Source organism: Streptomyces sp. NBC_00223 (assembly GCF_036199905.1).
Lineage (GTDB): Bacteria > Actinomycetota > Actinomycetes > Streptomycetales > Streptomycetaceae > Actinacidiphila.
Map to the genome: position 1 here is coordinate 5,230,983 of NZ_CP108109.1, position 16,763 is coordinate 5,247,745.

A 16,763-nucleotide genomic window follows, 5' to 3' on the forward strand; every position below is an offset into this window, starting at 1 on the left:
ACCCGGCCCGCGAGCCGTACGCATGGAGGCAGTCATGGGAGTGTCCGGACCCATCCGCGTGGTGGTCGCCAAGCCCGGTCTTGACGGCCACGACCGTGGGGCCAAGGTGATCGCGCGGGCGCTGCGGGACGCCGGTATGGAGGTCATCTACACCGGGCTGCACCAGACGCCCGAGCAGGTCGTCGACACGGCCATCCAGGAGGACGCCGACGCGATCGGGCTCTCGATCCTGTCCGGCGCGCACATGACGCTCTTCGCGAAGGTGCTTGAGCTGCTCAAGGACCGCGACGCGGCGGACATCAAGGTCTTCGGCGGCGGGATCATCCCCGAGGCGGACATCCCCCCGCTCAAGGAGCTGGGCGTCGCCGCGATCTTCACGCCGGGCACGCCCACCGGCGACGTGGTGACCTGGGTCAACGCGAACGTCCGCCAGCCCGCCGGCGCGTAACCCGCTCCCGCGCGACCCCTGCGGCCGGGCGCGTGCCCGGCTTGTCGCCGAGCCGCGCCCAAGCCGGGGCGCGGCTGAGGTGCGCCCGTGTACGAGGGGTGCGGCTCGGCGCACGCCCGTGTACGAGGGGTGCGGCCCGCGCTCCGCGCGGGTCGGTTGCGCGTGACCGTGGCCCCCTCCGCGCGGAGACATCCGCGCTGGGCGGGCGGTTCGCGCGTGACCGTGGGGGCCCGTCGGCCCGGCTCGGCGCGGTGCGCGTGGCCGTGGTGCGCGTGACCCCGACGGGCGTTGGGCGCAAGTGCGCGGCAGCGGGGGCGGGTTCATCGCGGCGCGCCTTCCTGCTGGGGCGGGCGGAGCTCCGTCAGCATCGCGGCCCGTAGCCGCAGCGTGCCGACCAGGCGCTGGAACGCCTCCGACCAGTACGCGACCGCCCCCGGCGAACCGTCCCGCGGTTCCTCGGCCGCCGCGCTCAGTACGGCGACCTGGTCGGCCGCGTCCGGGTCGAGCGAACGCTCTGCCAGGCCCATCACGCCGCTGAAACTCCACGGGTAACTGCCCGCGTCCCGCGCGATGTCCAGCGCGTCCACCACCGCCCGGCCCAACGGCCCCGACCACGGCACCGCGCACACCCCGAGCATCTGGAACGCCTCCGACAGCCCGTGCGCCGCGATGAACTCGGCAACCCAGTCCGCCCGTTCCCCCGCCGGCAGGATCGCCAGCAGCTTCGCCGGATCGCCGATCGCCGCGACCGGCGCGGCGGACGTGGGCGGCGGGCCGAGCAGCGCCCGCACCCAGGCCGTGTCCCGTTGCCGTACCGCCGCCCGGCACCACGCGGCGTGCAGGTCCGACTGCCACTCGTCCAGCACGGGCAGCGCGATGATCTCCTCCGGCGTACGGCCGCCGAACCGGGCCGGCCACATCGACAGCGGCGCCGCGTCCACCAACTGGCCCAGCCACCAGGAACGTTCGCCCCGCCCGTTCGGCGGCTTCGCGGCCACCCCGTCCCGCTCCATCGCCGGGTCGCAGGCGTACGGTGCCTCGACGGTGATCCCCTCGGGCCCGAGCGACACACAACTGCGGGCCCGGGCCGCCATCCGCCCGGCCAGCGCGGAGTCCGGCAGCGCGGACAGCAACTCGGCAGCCGTCGCCCGCACGTTACGGCTGCGGTCGGTCAACGCCTCCTCAAGGAACGGTTCGTCCGCCGCCGACAGGCCCGTCCGCAGCGCGTCCAGGAACATCAGCCGGTCCTCGGCGCGTTCGCTCCGCCAGGTCGAGGCGAGCAGGGCGAGGGCGCCGGCCGGGTCGCGCAGCCGCAGCCGCGTCAGAAGGGCGATACGTTCGGCGAACAGGCCCTCCTCCCACAGCCGTTGCGGCTCCCCTTCCTCCGTCACGGCCGCGCCGCCGCCCGCGCGCAGGGCGAACTTCCAGTCCGGGTTCAGCCCCGCGAGCCACAGGGCGCGCGGTCCCGCGAGCGCCAGGGCGTCCGCCCGCAGGTCCGTACGGGCCCTGGCGGCGTCCAGCAGCGCGGGCAGCAGCGGCGGCGGAGCGCGGTAGCCCTCCCGGCGGGCGGCCGCCAGCCACTGCGGCAGCAGCTCGGCGAGGTTCGGCGCCGCGCCTCGCCGGGCTCTGGCGCCGTCGGCCGTACGGTCCGCGAGCAGCGCGGCCAGCCGCCGCCGGGCCGCCTGCGGCAACTCGGGTCGCGGGTCCGGCGGGGCGACGGGCGGCCGCTCCCCGGCGACCGCCGGGACGACCCCGGCCCGGCGCCGTACGACCCCGCCCGCCGCGGCGTCCAACAGGCTCTCGGCGGCTTCCTCCGCATCCCCGACCACCCCGGTGGGCCGCCGCCGCTCGGTCCCGAGCAGCGCATTGCCGACGAGGTCGTCCCACGCCACGCTCATCACTTCCCCTTTCATCGCACTGCTCCCCTTCCTCGTCACACCCAGCCCCCGCGCGGTACCAAAACCGCCGCTGTGAGCCCCGCTTCCTCGCCTTCTCCCACCGCGACGCCGCCCCCTGGGCGCGAGCCCCCGGCAACGCGAGCCGCACCCGGCCCCGAACCGCGGCCTCGGCCCGCCACCTCCCTGCGGGAGCCCGGCGCTCCGGTCCGAACCTGCGTGCTTGGCAGCGCTCCCGCTGTCCCCCCTCCGATGCGACGGACCCTCCCCGTCCGGCCCCGCGTTCCCCCCGACGGGAGAGGTGCTTGCCGTGGTCCAGCCCCGCCCCCGAGCCGCAGGGAACTGCCCAACGCCTGGGCTGATCCGGCGGAACGCCCCCGCATCCCGGCCCGGCGGCGCCCAGCCGGCGCCAGCTTCTCCACGCCTGCCCGGGCAGCCTCCCGACTCGCCCGGCGGCGAACCCGCCGCCCCGCCCCGCCCCGGGACAGGCTCGCGTCAGAGAGGCGTGAGCCCGGGGGCCCATGCCGCGAGAGGACGGACGCCCAGGGGGCCGAGTTCGGCGAAGACGGGGACCGGGGCGCCCCCGGAGACGGAGGCGAGCCGCCAGAGCGCGGAGGAGGGCGCCCCGGCAACGGGCACCGCGTCCGGCCCCTCCGCCGAGGCCAACTGCCACCGCCCGCCCCCGGGTATGGGCACCACCCCGGACAACAGCACCGGCCACGCGTCGAGCCAGGGATCGTCGGCCAGCGCCGTACCGTACGACGCGAGGGCCGCCTCGACCTCCACCCCCGACGGCACGCCCCGAGGGACGGTGACCCCGTGCCGCGCCCCGAGCACCGCCCGCAGAGGGAGCGCCGACGGATGGTAGGCGACCTCCGCGTCGACCACCGAGCCCACCGGCAGGGCCAGTTCGGGCGCCCGCCCGGCCGCTCCGAAGGAGAGCAGAAGCGCGAACTTCCCCGACCCCTCCTCGTACAGCCATATCCGCCGCGTGGTCAGCCGCTCGTCCGCCGTGTCGTACTGGCACAGCACCAGCCACTGCCCCCGGACCGTGGGGCCGGCCAGCAACTCCGCGCTGTCGACGGTGAATCCGACCCTCGCCCGTACTGTGTCCGCGAGCGGTCCTGGCAGTCGCTCGCGGCCGAGAAAGCCGCGGGCGAGCAGATGCAGCAGCGCCGTCTCCTCCAGCATCCGCGACGGCCAGTCGCCCCCCGTCGCGACCACCGCCCCCAACTCCCGCACCCGCGAGGCGAGTCCGGGCGCCTGCGCGTCGACCATCCGCGCGGCGATCTCGTCCCACTGCTGATACCCCGCCCGGTCCGCCCCCGCCAGACCGCCCCGCAACAGGTCCGTCAGCCGCTGCTCCAGTTCGGCCGCACCCCCCTCCACCCGGACCGCCCGCCGGTCGGCCCGCCGCTTCGCCGCGTCCGGGTCCGCGGGCCCGGAGGCCCGTGCGGCCGCCCCCGCGACCGCGGCCTCCGTCTTCTTGCGCCGCGCCGCCGTCCACTGCTCCACCCAGTCCGGCTCAGCGGCCGGACCGACCGGCCCGCTCTCGCCCTCCGCCCAGATCAGCAGCAGCGCCAGCGCGTGCTTGCAGGGGAACTTCCGGCTCGGGCAGGTGCAGCGGAACGCCGGCCCGTCCACATCGACGGCCGTCTGATACGGCTTGCTGCCGCTGCCCTTGCACAACCCCCACACCGCTGTCCCCGCCACCCCCGTGCCGGACCACGGCGCGGGCGTCGCGAGCCGCGCGCCCGCCTTGCGTGATGCGGTGTCAGGTGCGAGCGCGAGCACCTGATCCGCTGTCCACCGTGCTTCCGTTTTCATGCCACCGACCGTAGAACGCCCCACTGACAATCGCTCTGACCTGTGCTTATAGCGCTCGGTGACCGATTGTCAGTGGTGGGGTGCACAGTGGAAACCAGCACGGACCGCGGGGGTCCGTGGAGGTGAGTGGGGGAGAGCCATGACCGCAACAGCCAGTGCGGCGCCCGGTGTCGAGCAGGCCCTGCGGCCGCACGCCGAGGACGCGTTCGCGGACGAACTGACCGCGCTCGCGGCCGCCGACGACCGGCCGCGCCCGGCCCGCTGGAAACTCTCGCCGTGGGCGGTCGCGACGTATCTCCTCGGCGGCGCGCTGCCCGACGGGACCGTGATCACCCCGAAGTACGTGGGCCCGCGGCGCATCGTCGAAGTGGCCGTCACCACGCTGGCCACCGACCGCGCGCTGCTGCTGCTCGGCGTGCCCGGCACGGCCAAGACCTGGGTGTCGGAGCATCTCGCCGCCGCGATCAGCGGGGACTCCACGCTGCTCGTGCAGGGCACCGCGGGCACACCGGAAGAGGCGATCCGCTACGGGTGGAACTACGCGCAGCTCCTCACCCACGGCCCGAGCCCGGCCGCGCTCGTGCACAGCCCGGTCATGCGGGCGATGGCCGAGGGCCGGATCGCGCGTATCGAGGAGCTGACCCGTATCCCGGCCGACGTGCAGGACGGGCTGATCACGATCCTGTCCGAGAAGACGCTGCCGATACCGGAGCTGGGCACCGAGACCCAGGCGGTGCGCGGCTTCAACGTGATAGCGACCGCCAACGACCGCGACCGGGGGGTCAACGATCTGTCGAGCGCGCTGCGCCGCCGTTTCAACACGGTGGTGCTGCCGCTGCCCGCCACCGCGCAGGACGAGGTGGACATCGTCTCGCGCCGGGTCGAGCAGATCGGCGGCAGCCTCGACCTGCCCGCCGCGCCGCGCGGCGCGGACGAGATCCGCCGGGTGGTCACCGTCTTCCGCGAGCTGCGCGGCGGCGTCACCGACGACGGCCGCACCAAGCTCAAGTCCCCGTCGGGCACGCTCTCCACGGCCGAGGCGATCTCCGTGGTCACCAACGGCCTGGCCCTGGCCGCCCACTTCGGGGACGGCGTGCTGCGCGCCGGGGACGTCGCCGCAGGCATCCTCGGCGCGGTGGTCCGGGACCCGGCCGCCGACCGGCTGATCTGGCAGGAGTATCTGGAGACGGTCGTCAGGGAGCGGGACGGCTGGAAGGACTTCTACCGTGCCTGCCGTGAGGTGTCGGCATGACGACCCCGACCACCACTCCGCAGGCGACGCGCCCGCCGGGTACCGAGGACGACCTCGTACTGCTGGGCGTACGGCACCACGGCCCCGGTTCGGCCCGCGCGGTGCGGGCCGCGCTGGACGCGTACCGGCCGCAGGCCGTCCTCATCGAGGGCCCGCCGGAGGCCGACGCGCTCACCGCGCTGGCCGCCGACCCCGCGATGCGCCCGCCCGTCGCGCTGCTCGCCCACGTCGTGGACGAGCCGGCCAGGGCCGGGTTCTGGCCCTTCGCCGAGTTCTCGCCCGAGTGGGTGGCGATCCAGTGGGCGGCCAAGGCGGGGGCGGAGATCCGCTTCATCGACCTGCCCGCCGCCCACACGCTCGCCCTGCGGGCCGCGGACGGCACGGAGGCGTCCGAGGCCGGTCCGGAGGACGGAACGGGTGACGGCCCCGACGCGGCCGCCGTACGGATCGACCCGCTCGCCGTCCTCGCCGAGACCGCGGGGTACGACGACCCCGAGCGCTGGTGGGAGGACGCGGTCGAGCACCGCGGCGGCGAGGGGGAGGGGGACGCGCTGACCCCCTTCACGGCGCTGGCCGAGGCGATGACCGCGATCCGGGAGACGTACGGCGACGGCGGCCACGCCCAGGACCCGCTGCGGGAGGCCCATATGCGGCTGCGGGTCCGCGAGGCCCGGCGCGCGTACGACAGGACGGCCGTGGTGTGCGGCGCCTGGCACGTCCCGGCGCTCGCGGCGCGGACCACGGCCACGGCCGATCGGCAGCTTCTCAAGGGCCTGCCCAAGGCGAAGGTCGAGGCGACCTGGGTGCCGTGGACCCACCGCAGGCTGGCCAGGGCCAGTGGATACGGCGCCGGGATCGACTCGCCCGGCTGGTACGGGCACTTGTTCTCCTCGCCCGACCGGCCCGTCACGCGCTGGATGACGAAGGTCGCCGGGCTGCTGCGGGACGAGGACCTGCCGGTGTCCTCGGCCCATGTCATCGAGGCCGTGCGGCTCGCCGACACCCTCGCGGCGATGCGCGGCCGCCCGCTGGCCGGGCTCGGTGAGACCACCGACGCGGTCCGGGCGGTGATGTGCGACGGGTCGGACGTACCGCTGGCCCTGATCCGGGACCGGCTCGTCGTCGGGGATGTGCTCGGCGAGGTGCCGCCGGACGCCCCCGCGGTGCCGCTCGCCCGCGATCTGGCCCGCGAGCAGCGCAGACTGCGCCTCAAGCCGGAGGCGGTCGAACGCGATCTCGACCTGGACCTGCGCAAGGACACGGACGCGGCGCGTAGCCAACTCCTGCACCGGCTGCGGCTGCTCGGGATCGACTGGGGCGAGCCGGTGTCGGCGCGCGGCGGCAAGGGGACGTTCCGGGAGACCTGGCGGCTGCGGTGGGAGCCGGAGGCGGCGATACGGGTCGCCGAGGCCGGCATCTGGGGCACGACCGTGCACTCCGCGGCCACCGCCCGCGCGGAGGACGAGGCGGTGCGGGCCACGGCTCTCGCCGAGGTCACCTCGGTCGCCGAGCGCTGCCTGCTCGCCGGGCTGTCGGACGCGTTGCCCACGGTGATGCGGGCGCTCGCGGACCGCGCCGCCCTGGACGTGGACGTCGCCCACCTGGCCGCGGCGCTGCCCGCGCTGGTCCGCGCGGTCCGCTACGGCGATGTGCGCGGCACGGATTCCGCCGCGCTCGGCCGGGTGGCGGAGGGCTTGGCCCAGCGCATCTGCGTCGGCTTCCCGTCGGCCTGCGTCGGCCTCGACACGGACGCGGCGGCGTCCCTGCGCACGCACCTCCACGAGGTCCACCGCGCGATCGCCCTCCTCCCCTCCGCCCCGGCAACCGCTATCCCGGCCGGGGAGATGGCTTCCGTCCCGTCGGCCCCGGGCCTGCCCGCCAGCCCCGAGTCCGGCGCCGGGGTGGGGGAGGGTGCGTTGGCCGGACCGTCAGCTCTGGTGTTGGTCGGCCTCGATGGGGCCGGAGCCGAGCCGGGCGCGGGTGCCCCCGCGCCCGCCGTCCCGGCCGGGGAGACGGCTTCCGTCCCGTCGGCCCCGGGCCTGCCCGCCGGTACCGAGTCCGGCGCCGGGGTGGGGGAGGGTGCGTTGGCCGGACCGTCAGCTCTGGTGTTGGTCCGCCTCGATGGGGCCGGAGCCGAGCCGGGTACGGCTGCCCCCGCGCCCGCCGTCCCGGCCGGGGAGATGGCTTCCGTGCCGCCGGCCCCGGGCCTGCCCGCCGGCCCCGAGCCCGGCGCCGAAGGTGCAACAACACCCCCGGCCGGTCCGGCGGATGCCGGGTCCGCGCGGGGCGGGGGCTCGGACGCCGTGCTCGCCCCCGCCGGAGGCGAGTTGCGGGAGCGTTGGGCGGGGGTGCTGCGGGGGATCGCCGAGCGGGACGGGGTGATACCCGGGGTGCTGCGGGGCGCCGCCGCGCGGCTGCTCATGGACGACGGGCGGCTGAGCGCGGAGGAGACCGCGCGTCTGATGGGCCTCGCGCTGTCCCCCGGCACCGGCCCGGCCGAAGCGGCCGCGTGGGTCGAGGGCTTCCTCGCCGGCGGCGGCATGCTGCTGGTCCACGACGAGCGGCTGCTCGCCCTCGTGGACGGGTGGCTGACGAGCGTGACCGGGGACGCGTTCACGGATGTACTGCCGCTGCTGCGGCGGACGTTCGCGGACTTCGAGCCCGGAGTGCGCCGCTCGGTGGGCGAGTTGGTGCGCCGTGGGCCCACCGCCGCCCGCCGTCCGGCGGGCACGTCCGGCACCGCCGAAGCCGGGCTGCCCGGCTTCGGCCCCGGCCTCGACCGGACCCGCGCGTTCGCCGCCGACCGGACCGTACGACTACTGCTCAACCGGCCCATGACAACCGCCCTGGAGCCGGCCGACCTTGGGGGTAATGGGAGATGACGGACACCGACGAGCGGCTGCGCCGCTGGCGACTCGTCCTCGGCGGCGGTCAGGCCGACGGCACCGGCCGTGAACTCGCAGGGCGCGACGCGGCGATGGACCGTACGCTCGCCGCCCTCTACGGCAACCGGAGCGGTGATCGGGGCGACCGGACCGCGGACCGCGGCACCGACCGCTCGGCCGGCCTCGGCGGCTCCGCCCCGCAGGTCGCCCGCTGGCTCGGCGACATCCGTACGTACTTTCCCAGTTCCGTCGTTCAGGTGATGCAGCGCGACGCCATCGACCGGCTCGGCCTGTCCGCGCTGCTGCTGGAGCCGGAGATGCTGGAGGCCGTCGAGGCCGACGTGCACCTGGTCGGCACCCTGCTCTCGCTGAACAAGGCGATGCCCGAGACGACCAAGGAGACCGCGCGGGCGGTGGTCCGCAAGGTGGTCGACGATCTGGAGAAGCGGCTCGCCACCCGCACCAGGGCGACGCTGACGGGGGCGCTCGACCGTTCCGCCCGGGTCAACCGCCCCCGGCACCGCGACATCGACTGGGACCGCACGATTCGGGCCAATCTCAAGCACTATCTGCCCGAGCACGGCACGATCGTCCCCGAGCGCCTGATCGGGTACGGCCGCGCCGACCGGGCCGTGAAGAAGGACGTCGTCCTGTGCATCGACCAGTCGGGTTCGATGGCCGCGTCCGTCGTCTACGCCTCGGTCTTCGGCGCCGTGCTCGCCTCGATGCGGTCGATCGACACCAAGCTGGTCGTCTTCGACACCGCCGTGGTCGATCTCACCGAACAACTGGACGACCCGGTCGACGTCCTGTTCGGCACACAGCTCGGCGGCGGCACCGACATCAACCGCGCGCTGGCGTACTGCCAGTCCCTGATCACCCGTCCGGCGGACACCGTCGTCGTCCTGATCAGTGATCTGTACGAGGGCGGGATCCGCGACGAGATGCTCAAACGGGTGGCGGCGATGAAGGCGTCGGGGGTGCAGTTCGTGGCCCTGCTCGCGCTGTCGGACGAGGGCGCGCCCGCCTACGACCGGGAGCACGCGGCGGCGCTTGCGGCCCTGGACGCCCCGGCGTTCGCCTGCACCCCCGACCTCTTCCCCGAGGTCATGGCCGCCGCGATCGAAAAACGCCCGCTGCCGATACCGGACGTGTGAAAGACGTGCGAGAAACGTGAGGAAGGCGATCTGTGACCGTTCTCACCGCTCACATGTGATCTGCGGTTTAGGCCCCCATGGCCCTCGGCGATAACCTGCAAGACGGACATGCCGCGTACTCGGTCACCGTGTGCGCTTCCCTGTGACAGCGCAGTTGCCCTGCCCGTAGCGGCACGCCCCGGCAGACCAGGCAGCGCCGTACATCTGGCGGCAGCCGCCCGCGGGACGCCGAATCCCGGGAAGCATCCGGGGAAAAGCCAGGAACCAGGGAAACCAGGGAAAAGGGAGACGGACGCGCGTGGACCTGTTCGAGTACCAGGCGAGGGACCTCTTCGCCAAGCACGGTGTACCGGTGCTGGCCGGTGAAGTCATCGACACGCCTGAGGCGGCGCGCGAGGTGGCGGAGCGGCTCGGCGGCCGTGCGGTCGTCAAGGCGCAGGTCAAGGTCGGCGGCCGCGGCAAGGCCGGTGGCGTGAAGCTCGCCGCCGACCCGGCCGACGCGGTCGCCAAGGCCGAGGCGATCCTTGGGATGGACATCAAGGGCCACACGGTCCACAAGGTGATGCTCGCCCAGACCGCGGACATCAAGGAGGAGTACTACGTCTCCTTCCTGCTCGACCGCACCAACCGCACCTTCCTCGCCATGGCCTCCGTCGAGGGCGGCGTCGAGATCGAGGTCGTCGCCGAGAAGAACCCCGAGGCGCTGGCCAAGGTCGCGGTCGACGCGATCGAGGGCGTGACCCCGGAGAAGGCCGCCGAGATCGTGGCCGCGGCGAAGTTCCCGGCCGAGATCGCCGACCAGGTCGCCTCCGTGCTCCAGCAGCTGTGGACCGTCTTCATCAAGGAGGACGCGCTGCTCGTCGAGGTCAACCCGCTGGTCAAGACCGGTGACGGCAAGATCGTCGCCCTGGACGGCAAGGTCTCGCTCGACGAGAACGCCGCCTTCCGGCAGCCCGAGCACGAGGCGCTGGAGGACAAGGCCGCCGCCAACCCGCTGGAGGCGAAGGCCAAGGCCAAGGGCCTCAACTACGTCAAGCTCGACGGCCAGGTCGGCATCATCGGCAACGGCGCGGGTCTTGTGATGAGCACCCTGGACGTCGTCGCGTACGCCGGCGAGGCCCACGGCGGCGTGAAGCCCGCCAACTTCCTGGACATCGGCGGCGGCGCCAGCGCCGAGGTCATGGCCAACGGCCTGGAGATCATCCTCGGCGACCCGGATGTGAAGTCCGTGTTCGTCAACGTCTTCGGCGGCATCACCGCCTGTGACGAGGTGGCCAACGGCATTGTTCAGGCCCTCGAACTGCTGAAGTCCAAGGGCGAGGACGTCACCAAGCCCCTGGTCGTCCGCCTGGACGGCAACAACGCGGAGCTGGGTCGCAAGATCCTGTCCGACGCGAATCACCCGCTGGTGCAGCGAGTGGACACCATGGACGGCGCGGCCGACAAGGCCGCCGAGCTGGCCGCGAAGTAAGGGACGAGGACACCGACAACCATGGCTATCTTCCTGACCAAGGACAGCAAGGTCATCGTCCAGGGCATGACCGGCGGCACCGGCATGAAGCACACCCGGCTGATGCTCGCGGACGGCACCAACATCGTCGGCGGCGTCAACCCGCGCAAGGCCGGCACCACGGTCTCCTTCGACCAGGGCGAGGTACCGGTCTTCGGCACCGTCAAGGAGGCCATCGAGGCCACCGGCGCGGACGTGACGGTCATCTTCGTCCCGGAGAAGTTCACCAAGAGCGCGGTCGTCGAGGCCATCGAGGCCGAGATCCCGCTCGCCGTCGTGATCACCGAGGGTGTCGCGGTGCACGACAGCGCCGCGTTCTGGGCGCTCGCCCAGGCCAAGGGCAACAAGACCCGGATCATCGGCCCGAACTGTCCCGGCCTGATCACCCCCGGCCAGTCCAACGCGGGCATCATCCCCGGCGACATCACCAAGCCCGGCCGGATCGGCCTGGTGTCGAAGTCCGGCACGCTGACGTACCAGATGATGTACGAGCTGCGGGACATCGGCTTCTCGTCCGCCATCGGCATCGGCGGCGACCCGATCATCGGCACGACACACATCGACGCGCTCGCCGCGTTCGAGGCCGACCCCGACACCGATCTGATCGTCATGATCGGCGAGATCGGTGGCGACGCCGAGGAGCGGGCCGCGGCCTTCATCGAGAAGAACGTGACGAAGCCGGTCGTCGGCTACGTCGCCGGCTTCACCGCGCCCGAGGGCAAGACGATGGGCCACGCGGGCGCCATCGTCTCCGGCTCGTCGGGCACGGCCCAGGCGAAGAAGGAGGCGCTGGAGGCCGCGGGCGTCAAGGTCGGCAAGACGCCGTCCGAGACGGCTCGGCTCGCGCGGGCGATCCTCGCGGGCTGAGGCAGGCGCCTCGGCTTCACCGTGTGACGGCGTGGGTCCGTACCCCGGAAGGGGACGGGCCCGCGCCGTTCCGGCGTCCGGGGGTCAACGAACCCTGCGGGCCCTGCGGCTCCTGCGGGTGCGTCGACGTGGGGGCGGGCGGGCCGGCCTGGCGCGGCCCGGTGTCCGTCAGGTGCGCGGGCCCGATCGCCACGGCCACGGTGGCCGCCAGCGCGATCAGCCCGGTCGCCGCGAAGACCCCGGCGGTTCGGCGCCGCGCCCCGCGCTCGCTCGCGTCCCGTACGCCCTCGGGCGCTCCCGGCGGCTCCGCCTCCGGGTCCGCGTCGAGCAGCGCGCCCAGTCGTACCGGCAGTTCGGCCTCGTCGGCCAGATCCGGTACGGCCGCGGTCAGCGCCTTCCGCGCCCGGAGGATCCGGCCCGCCGCCGCGACCGTACTGGCCTCGGCCTCGGCCGCCGCCTCCGGCAGGTCGAGCCCGAGCCCGTCGTAGAGCAGCACCGCGCGGCGCTGGGTCGGCGGCAGGTCGAGCAGCGCGGCCTCCAGGGGGCCGTCCGGGGTACGGGGGTGCGGGCGGTGGCCCGGGATCCAGTGCTGCCAGGGCGCGAGCGCGTAGTCGTACGCCGCCGCCCGCACCCAGCCCGCCGGGTCGCTGTCCCCGGCGACCTCGGGCCAGTGCTGCCATGCCTGGTCATAGGCGTGGGCCACGGCCTGGCGGGTGAAGAGGGGGTCGCCGGTGAGGAGTTCGACCTGGCGCAGGAGGGCGGGGGCGCCGCCGCGGTAGAGCGCGTCGAAGGCGGCTTCGGGGGTCCGGGCGGTCTGCGGCGCGCCTGCCGCCTCGCGCGGCGGGGAGGTCCTGGTCGGCGCGGCCGCGCGAGGCTGGGCTTCGCGTGGCGGCGTCTTGGGCGGCGGGTCGGCTTTGCGCGGCGGGGCTTCGCGCGAGGGCGCCTTGGCCGTCGTGGTCTTGGGCGGGCCGGCCTTGAGCGTCCTGCCTTCGCGCGGCGTCGCCGTACGCGAGGTGGACTTGGGCGGCACGGCTTTCGTCGTCGTGCCCTCGCGCGGCGCGGGCTTGGGCGTGGCGGCCTTGAGCGGCGTGTCCCCGCGGGCGGTCGGTTTCGCCGTTGCGCCCTCGCGTGGTGCGGGCTTGGGTGGCGCGGCTTTTGTCGTCGTGTTTCGGTGCGGCGCGGGCTTGGGCGTGGGGTTCTTACGCGGAGTGGCCTTGCTCGGCGGGCCCTTGCGCGGTGGGGCCGGCGGCGGGGGTCCGGGCGGGGCCGGGGGTTCGGCCGGTACGGGCGGCGGCGCGGGCATGGCCGCGACAGGACGGTACGTACGCGGCAGTACGTGCGCGGCGGCGGGGAGGGTGACCCGGGCCGCCGGAGCCGTGGCGGACGCCGCAGCACCGGGCTTGCGCGGCGGCGCGGCCACTCCCGGCTTGCGCGCCCGCGCCCCCTTGCGCCGCTTCTGCGACTTCCTGCGGGCGGTCATCGGGGCGTCCCGGGGTCGGGCCTCGTACCGGCATTTCCGTATGAGCCGTCGATCGGTAGAGATGACGATCGGAAAAAAGCACACATAAGCCCCATCATGAACGACACGACGACTTTCCGCCCGCTGCCGGGGCAAAACGGGTGTTGTTGGCACGATGGGGGGTCGTGACGCACACGAGCGAATCCGCAACGGCCCCCGTACCGCCGCCCGACCCTCCCGAGACCGGAGCCGGAGCCGGAGCCGTAACCGGGCCCGAGCCCAGGTCCGAGCCCGAGTTCGACTCCGAGCCCGAGGAGGCGGCAGGGGCGAGAGCGGCGTGGCCCGCCGTCCGGGCGTCCGCCTTCGCCGGGGGGATGTCCGCGGCCGGGCTCGGGCTCGGGGCGGTCATCACGGTGGTCCTGCTGCTGTGGATGAGTTCGCCCTTCCCCGAGAGCGGGCTCGGCGGGGCGCTGCACATCGGCGCCGGGCTGTGGCTGCTCGCGCAGGGCGCCGAACTCGTACGGACCGGCACGCTGTCCGGCGACCCGGCGCCGGTCGCCGTCACCCCGCTGCTGCTCAGCGCGTTGCCCGCGTGGCTGCTCTACCGAGGTACGGCGTCGGTGGTCACCGAGGCCGACCCGGAGGACCCCCGCGAGGCGGCGCTGGTGGCCGGGCGGGTACTCGGCGGGTACCTCGTGGTGGCCGCGGTCGTGGTGGGCTGGGCGGCCGGCGGGTCCTTGCGGGTGAACGTGCTCACCGCGCTCTACGTGCTGCTGTTCGCGGCGGTCGCCGCCGGGGCCGGGGCGTGGAAGGGGTGCGGGCGGCCGGCGTTCTTCGGGGCGGTCGGGGAGGAGATCGGGGCGGCGCTGCGGGGGGCCGGGATCGCCGGCGGGGTGCTGCTCGCGGGCGGGGCGCTGCTCGGCGCGGTGTCGCTCGCGTGGCACGCGGGGGCGTCGGGGCGGACGTACGCGCAGCTCAGTGGGCCCCTCGTGGGACGGTTCGCGGTCCTGCTGCTCGCGGTCGCGCTCGTGCCGAACCTGGCGGTGTGGGCGGCTTCGTACGGGCTCGGCGTCGGGTTCTCGGTGGGGGTCGGCAGTGCGGTGGGCCCTGCGGGCGCTTCGGGGTACGGGTTGCTGCCGGCGTTTCCGCTGCTGGCCGCGTTGCCCCAGCCGGGGGTGGGCGGCTGGGTCGGGTGGGTCACGCTCGTGGTGCCCGGTGCCGCGGGGGGCGTCATGGGGTGGTGGGCCGGGGGTCGGGGGTGGGCCGTGTGGCGTACGGTCCGGGTCGTGGCGGGGGCGGGGGTTGTGTGCGGGTGCGGGTTCGCTGTGCTCGCTGCGTGGTCGGGTGGGGCGCTCGGTACGGGGACGCTCGCCCGCTTTGGGCCGACGTGGTGGCTCGCGGGGCCCGCGGCCCTCGCGTGGACCGTGGCGGTCGCCCTCCCCACGTCCCTCCTCACCCGCGTGGCCCCGCGATGCCGCCCCCTATGGAACGCGGCACTCCGCTTTCTCCCCCACGCCTGACGCCTGCGGCGCGCGTCACGGGTTGCCAACGGGACCGCCCACCGGGGCGTGCCGACGTGCCCCTTCTCTCCGCCGTCGCGGCGGGACGCGGGTTGGCGCGTCTCGGCGGTGCCGTGCTTGCCGGTCCGGGCGGTTCGGCGCCGCCGGGTCGCGTCGTGTGTCGTCTCGCCGTCGCGGCGGAAGGAAGTTGCCCTGCGGGCAACGGGGCTGTGGTCGAGCCTGCGGCCAGGCGGTTGAGGCGAGGGGGTGCGTGCCGGACGCGCACCCCGTTGCCGCCGCCGCGGCGGGACGCGGGGACCTGCCGGTTCGGCGGTGCCGTGCTGCCGGTCCGGGCGGTTCGGCGCCGCCGGTTCGCGTCGTGTGCCGTCCCGCCGTCGCGGCGGAAGGAAGTTGCCCTGCGGGCAATGGCCCCTGGTGGCTGGCGCCGCCGGCGGGGTGGGGCAGCGGGTCGCCCCTGTGGCCAGGCGGCGCCGTTGCCTTGGGCAACAGGGGTGAGGGGGTGCCGGCGCGCGCCTTCTCTCCGCCGCGGCGGCGGGACGCGGGTTGCCGGTTATCGGCGGTGCCGTGCTGCCGGTTCGGCGCCGCCGGTTCGCGTCGTGTGCCGTCCCGCCGTTGCGGCGGAAGGAAGTTGCCCTGCGGGCAATGGCCCCTGGTGGCTGGCGCCGCCGGGGCGGCGGGGTGGGGCAGCGGGTCGCTCCTGTGGCCAGGCGGCGCCGTTGCCTTGGGCAACAGGGGTGAGGGGGTGCCGACGCACCCCTTCTCTCCGCCGCCGCGGCGGGACGCGGGTTGGCGCGTCTCGGCGGTGCCGTGCTGCCGGTCCGGGCGGTTCGGCGCCGCCGGGTTGCGTCGTGTGTCGTCTCGCCGTCGCGGCGGCAAGAAGTTGGGCAACGGCACCTGCCGGGCGTCCGCCCCCGGCCGTCGGGGGCGTGCCGACGTGTGCTCTTCCGCCCCGGCGGCAAGAAGCGCCCGGGCCCCGGGGGCGGGCCGGGGACGGCCTAGTCGTGGAGGGCGGGGAGGTCGCGGAGGGGGCCCGGGAGGAGTTTTTGGCAGGCATGGGAGGCCGGCGCCGTCAACGCGTCCGCCTTGCACGCGTAGTAGTCGCGGTACGCGAAGTGGAAGCTGTACGTCGCCGCCACCACCGCCAGCGCGAGCGCACTCGTCACGATCCCGCTCCACACCGCCGTACGGAACGACCGCTGCGCCTCCGGCCCCGGCGCCGGCGGCGCCGGCCGCGGGCTCTGCGCCGCCTCCGCCAGCGCGGAAGCCGCCGCCGCCCGCGCCGCCGCACGGTCCGCCGGGGACATCCGCAGCGCGCTGATCCCCCAGTAGAGCGCCAGCGCCCCGAGCAGCAGACCGACCGCGGTCCACCCGAGGAGCGCGAAGATCAGCCCCCACCCGCCGCACACCAGGGCGTAACGCGACCGCCGGTGCGCCGGATCCGTCGGGTCGAAGCGCGGCCCCGTGCCCTGCGGCCCGCTCGGCCCCTGCCCGCCGCCCTCCGGCCGCCGGGCGAAGGGGTCCGGCCGCCCGGACTGCGGCTGCTGGCTGCTCCACTGGCTGCCCCACGCGGTAGGCGCCCCGGACGGTGCCGCGGACGGCGGCCCGGAAGGAGCCCCGTCCGTAGACCCCTCGGTCCCGGCCCCCGGCTCCTCCGGCTGCCGCGGCTGCCACGGCCGGTCCTCCGCCCCCTCGGGCGGAGGCGCGAACGGGTTGTCCCGCTGATCGCCCTCGGGCGCGCGCAGCACGAGATGATTGCGTTCGCTGCTCATGATGTGATGCGCCATCCCCTTGGGCTCGACTCCTCGTAGCGAGTAGCTGACACGTGCTTTCAGGTCGCTCTGACTCGCGCACCGGGGGCGCGCGGAGTCCCGCTCTCTCGGCAGACGCTACCGTCCGCGCGCTCCCCCGTCCCGTGGGGGCTGTCCGTAGTGCCGGTATCGTTG

At 74.9% G+C, this 16,763-nt stretch carries 11 protein-coding genes; 7 read left to right on the forward strand and 4 right to left on the reverse strand.

Annotated elements, in window-relative coordinates:
- Positions 1-34 precede the first annotated feature (34 nt).
- A complete protein-coding gene (locus OHA30_RS22250; protein WP_328915615.1) occupies positions 35-448 on the forward strand; it encodes a cobalamin B12-binding domain-containing protein in 414 nt (137 codons plus the stop codon).
- Positions 449-768: 320 nt separating this feature from the next.
- Here the strand turns inward: OHA30_RS22250 and OHA30_RS22255 are convergent, their stop codons facing one another.
- Positions 769-2,361 carry a DUF5691 domain-containing protein gene (locus OHA30_RS22255; protein WP_328915616.1) on the reverse strand — a complete coding sequence of 531 codons (1,593 nt, stop codon included), beginning with the start codon at positions 2,359-2,361 and terminating at the stop codon, positions 769-771.
- Positions 2,362-2,838: 477 nt separating this feature from the next.
- Positions 2,839-4,170, reverse strand: a complete 1,332-nt coding sequence (locus OHA30_RS22260; RefSeq protein WP_328915617.1) for an SWIM zinc finger family protein — start codon at positions 4,168-4,170, stop codon at positions 2,839-2,841.
- 139 nt (positions 4,171-4,309) lie between these two features.
- Between OHA30_RS22260 and OHA30_RS22265 the strand changes: the two genes are divergently transcribed.
- The 5 genes from OHA30_RS22265 (at position 4,310) to sucD (ending at position 11,841) form a co-directional block, all read left to right on the forward strand.
- Positions 4,310-5,422 (forward strand): ATP-binding protein, encoded by a 1,113-nt coding sequence (locus OHA30_RS22265; RefSeq protein ID WP_328915618.1) that lies wholly within the window; start codon positions 4,310-4,312, stop codon positions 5,420-5,422.
- A complete protein-coding gene (locus OHA30_RS22270) occupies positions 5,419-8,304 on the forward strand; it encodes a DUF5682 family protein (protein WP_328915619.1) in 2,886 nt (961 codons plus the stop codon). Before OHA30_RS22265 ends, OHA30_RS22270 begins: the two co-directional genes overlap by 4 nt.
- Positions 8,301-9,464, forward strand: coding sequence for a VWA domain-containing protein (locus OHA30_RS22275; protein WP_328915620.1), 1,164 nt, complete (start codon positions 8,301-8,303; stop codon positions 9,462-9,464). Before OHA30_RS22270 ends, OHA30_RS22275 begins: the two co-directional genes overlap by 4 nt.
- 298 nt (positions 9,465-9,762) lie before the next feature.
- Positions 9,763-10,935 (forward strand): ADP-forming succinate--CoA ligase subunit beta, encoded by a 1,173-nt coding sequence (sucC, locus tag OHA30_RS22280; RefSeq protein ID WP_328915621.1) that lies wholly within the window; start codon positions 9,763-9,765, stop codon positions 10,933-10,935.
- A 21-nt stretch (positions 10,936-10,956) separates the two neighbouring features.
- Positions 10,957-11,841 carry a succinate--CoA ligase subunit alpha gene (gene sucD / locus OHA30_RS22285; RefSeq protein WP_328915622.1) on the forward strand — a complete coding sequence of 295 codons (885 nt, stop codon included), beginning with the start codon at positions 10,957-10,959 and terminating at the stop codon, positions 11,839-11,841.
- Between the two features lie 16 nt (positions 11,842-11,857).
- Here sucD and OHA30_RS22290 read toward each other — a convergent pair whose 3' ends face one another.
- A complete protein-coding gene (locus OHA30_RS22290; protein ID WP_328915623.1) occupies positions 11,858-13,321 on the reverse strand; it encodes a sigma factor-like helix-turn-helix DNA-binding protein in 1,464 nt (487 codons plus the stop codon).
- Positions 13,322-13,485: 164 nt separating this feature from the next.
- On the opposite strand from OHA30_RS22290, the gene OHA30_RS22295 reads away from it, so the two are divergent.
- Positions 13,486-14,820: a cell division protein PerM gene (locus tag OHA30_RS22295; protein ID WP_328915624.1), complete on the forward strand. Its 1,335-nt coding sequence runs from the start codon at positions 13,486-13,488 to the stop codon at positions 14,818-14,820.
- A 995-nt stretch (positions 14,821-15,815) separates the two neighbouring features.
- Here OHA30_RS22295 and OHA30_RS22300 read toward each other — a convergent pair.
- Positions 15,816-16,604, reverse strand: a complete 789-nt coding sequence (locus OHA30_RS22300) for a hypothetical protein (RefSeq protein WP_328915625.1) — start codon at positions 16,602-16,604, stop codon at positions 15,816-15,818.
- Between the last annotated feature and the right edge of the window lie 159 nt (positions 16,605-16,763).

Excerpts from the sequence above, each read along its gene's own strand:
- OHA30_RS22250 (WP_328915615.1), top strand. The coding sequence starts at position 35 with ATGGGAGTGTCCGGACCCATCCGCGTGGTGGTCGCCAAGCCCGGTCTT.
- OHA30_RS22255 (WP_328915616.1), bottom strand. The coding sequence starts at position 2,361 with ATGAAAGGGGAAGTGATGAGCGTGGCGTGGGACGACCTCGTCGGCAAT.
- OHA30_RS22260 (WP_328915617.1), bottom strand. The coding sequence starts at position 4,170 with ATGAAAACGGAAGCACGGTGGACAGCGGATCAGGTGCTCGCGCTCGCA.
- OHA30_RS22265 (WP_328915618.1), top strand. The coding sequence starts at position 4,310 with ATGACCGCAACAGCCAGTGCGGCGCCCGGTGTCGAGCAGGCCCTGCGG.
- OHA30_RS22270 (WP_328915619.1), top strand. The coding sequence starts at position 5,419 with ATGACGACCCCGACCACCACTCCGCAGGCGACGCGCCCGCCGGGTACC.
- OHA30_RS22275 (WP_328915620.1), top strand. The coding sequence starts at position 8,301 with ATGACGGACACCGACGAGCGGCTGCGCCGCTGGCGACTCGTCCTCGGC.
- sucD (WP_328915622.1), top strand. The coding sequence starts at position 10,957 with ATGGCTATCTTCCTGACCAAGGACAGCAAGGTCATCGTCCAGGGCATG.
- OHA30_RS22290 (WP_328915623.1), bottom strand. The coding sequence starts at position 13,321 with ATGACCGCCCGCAGGAAGTCGCAGAAGCGGCGCAAGGGGGCGCGGGCG.
- OHA30_RS22300 (WP_328915625.1), bottom strand. The coding sequence starts at position 16,604 with ATGGCGCATCACATCATGAGCAGCGAACGCAATCATCTCGTGCTGCGC.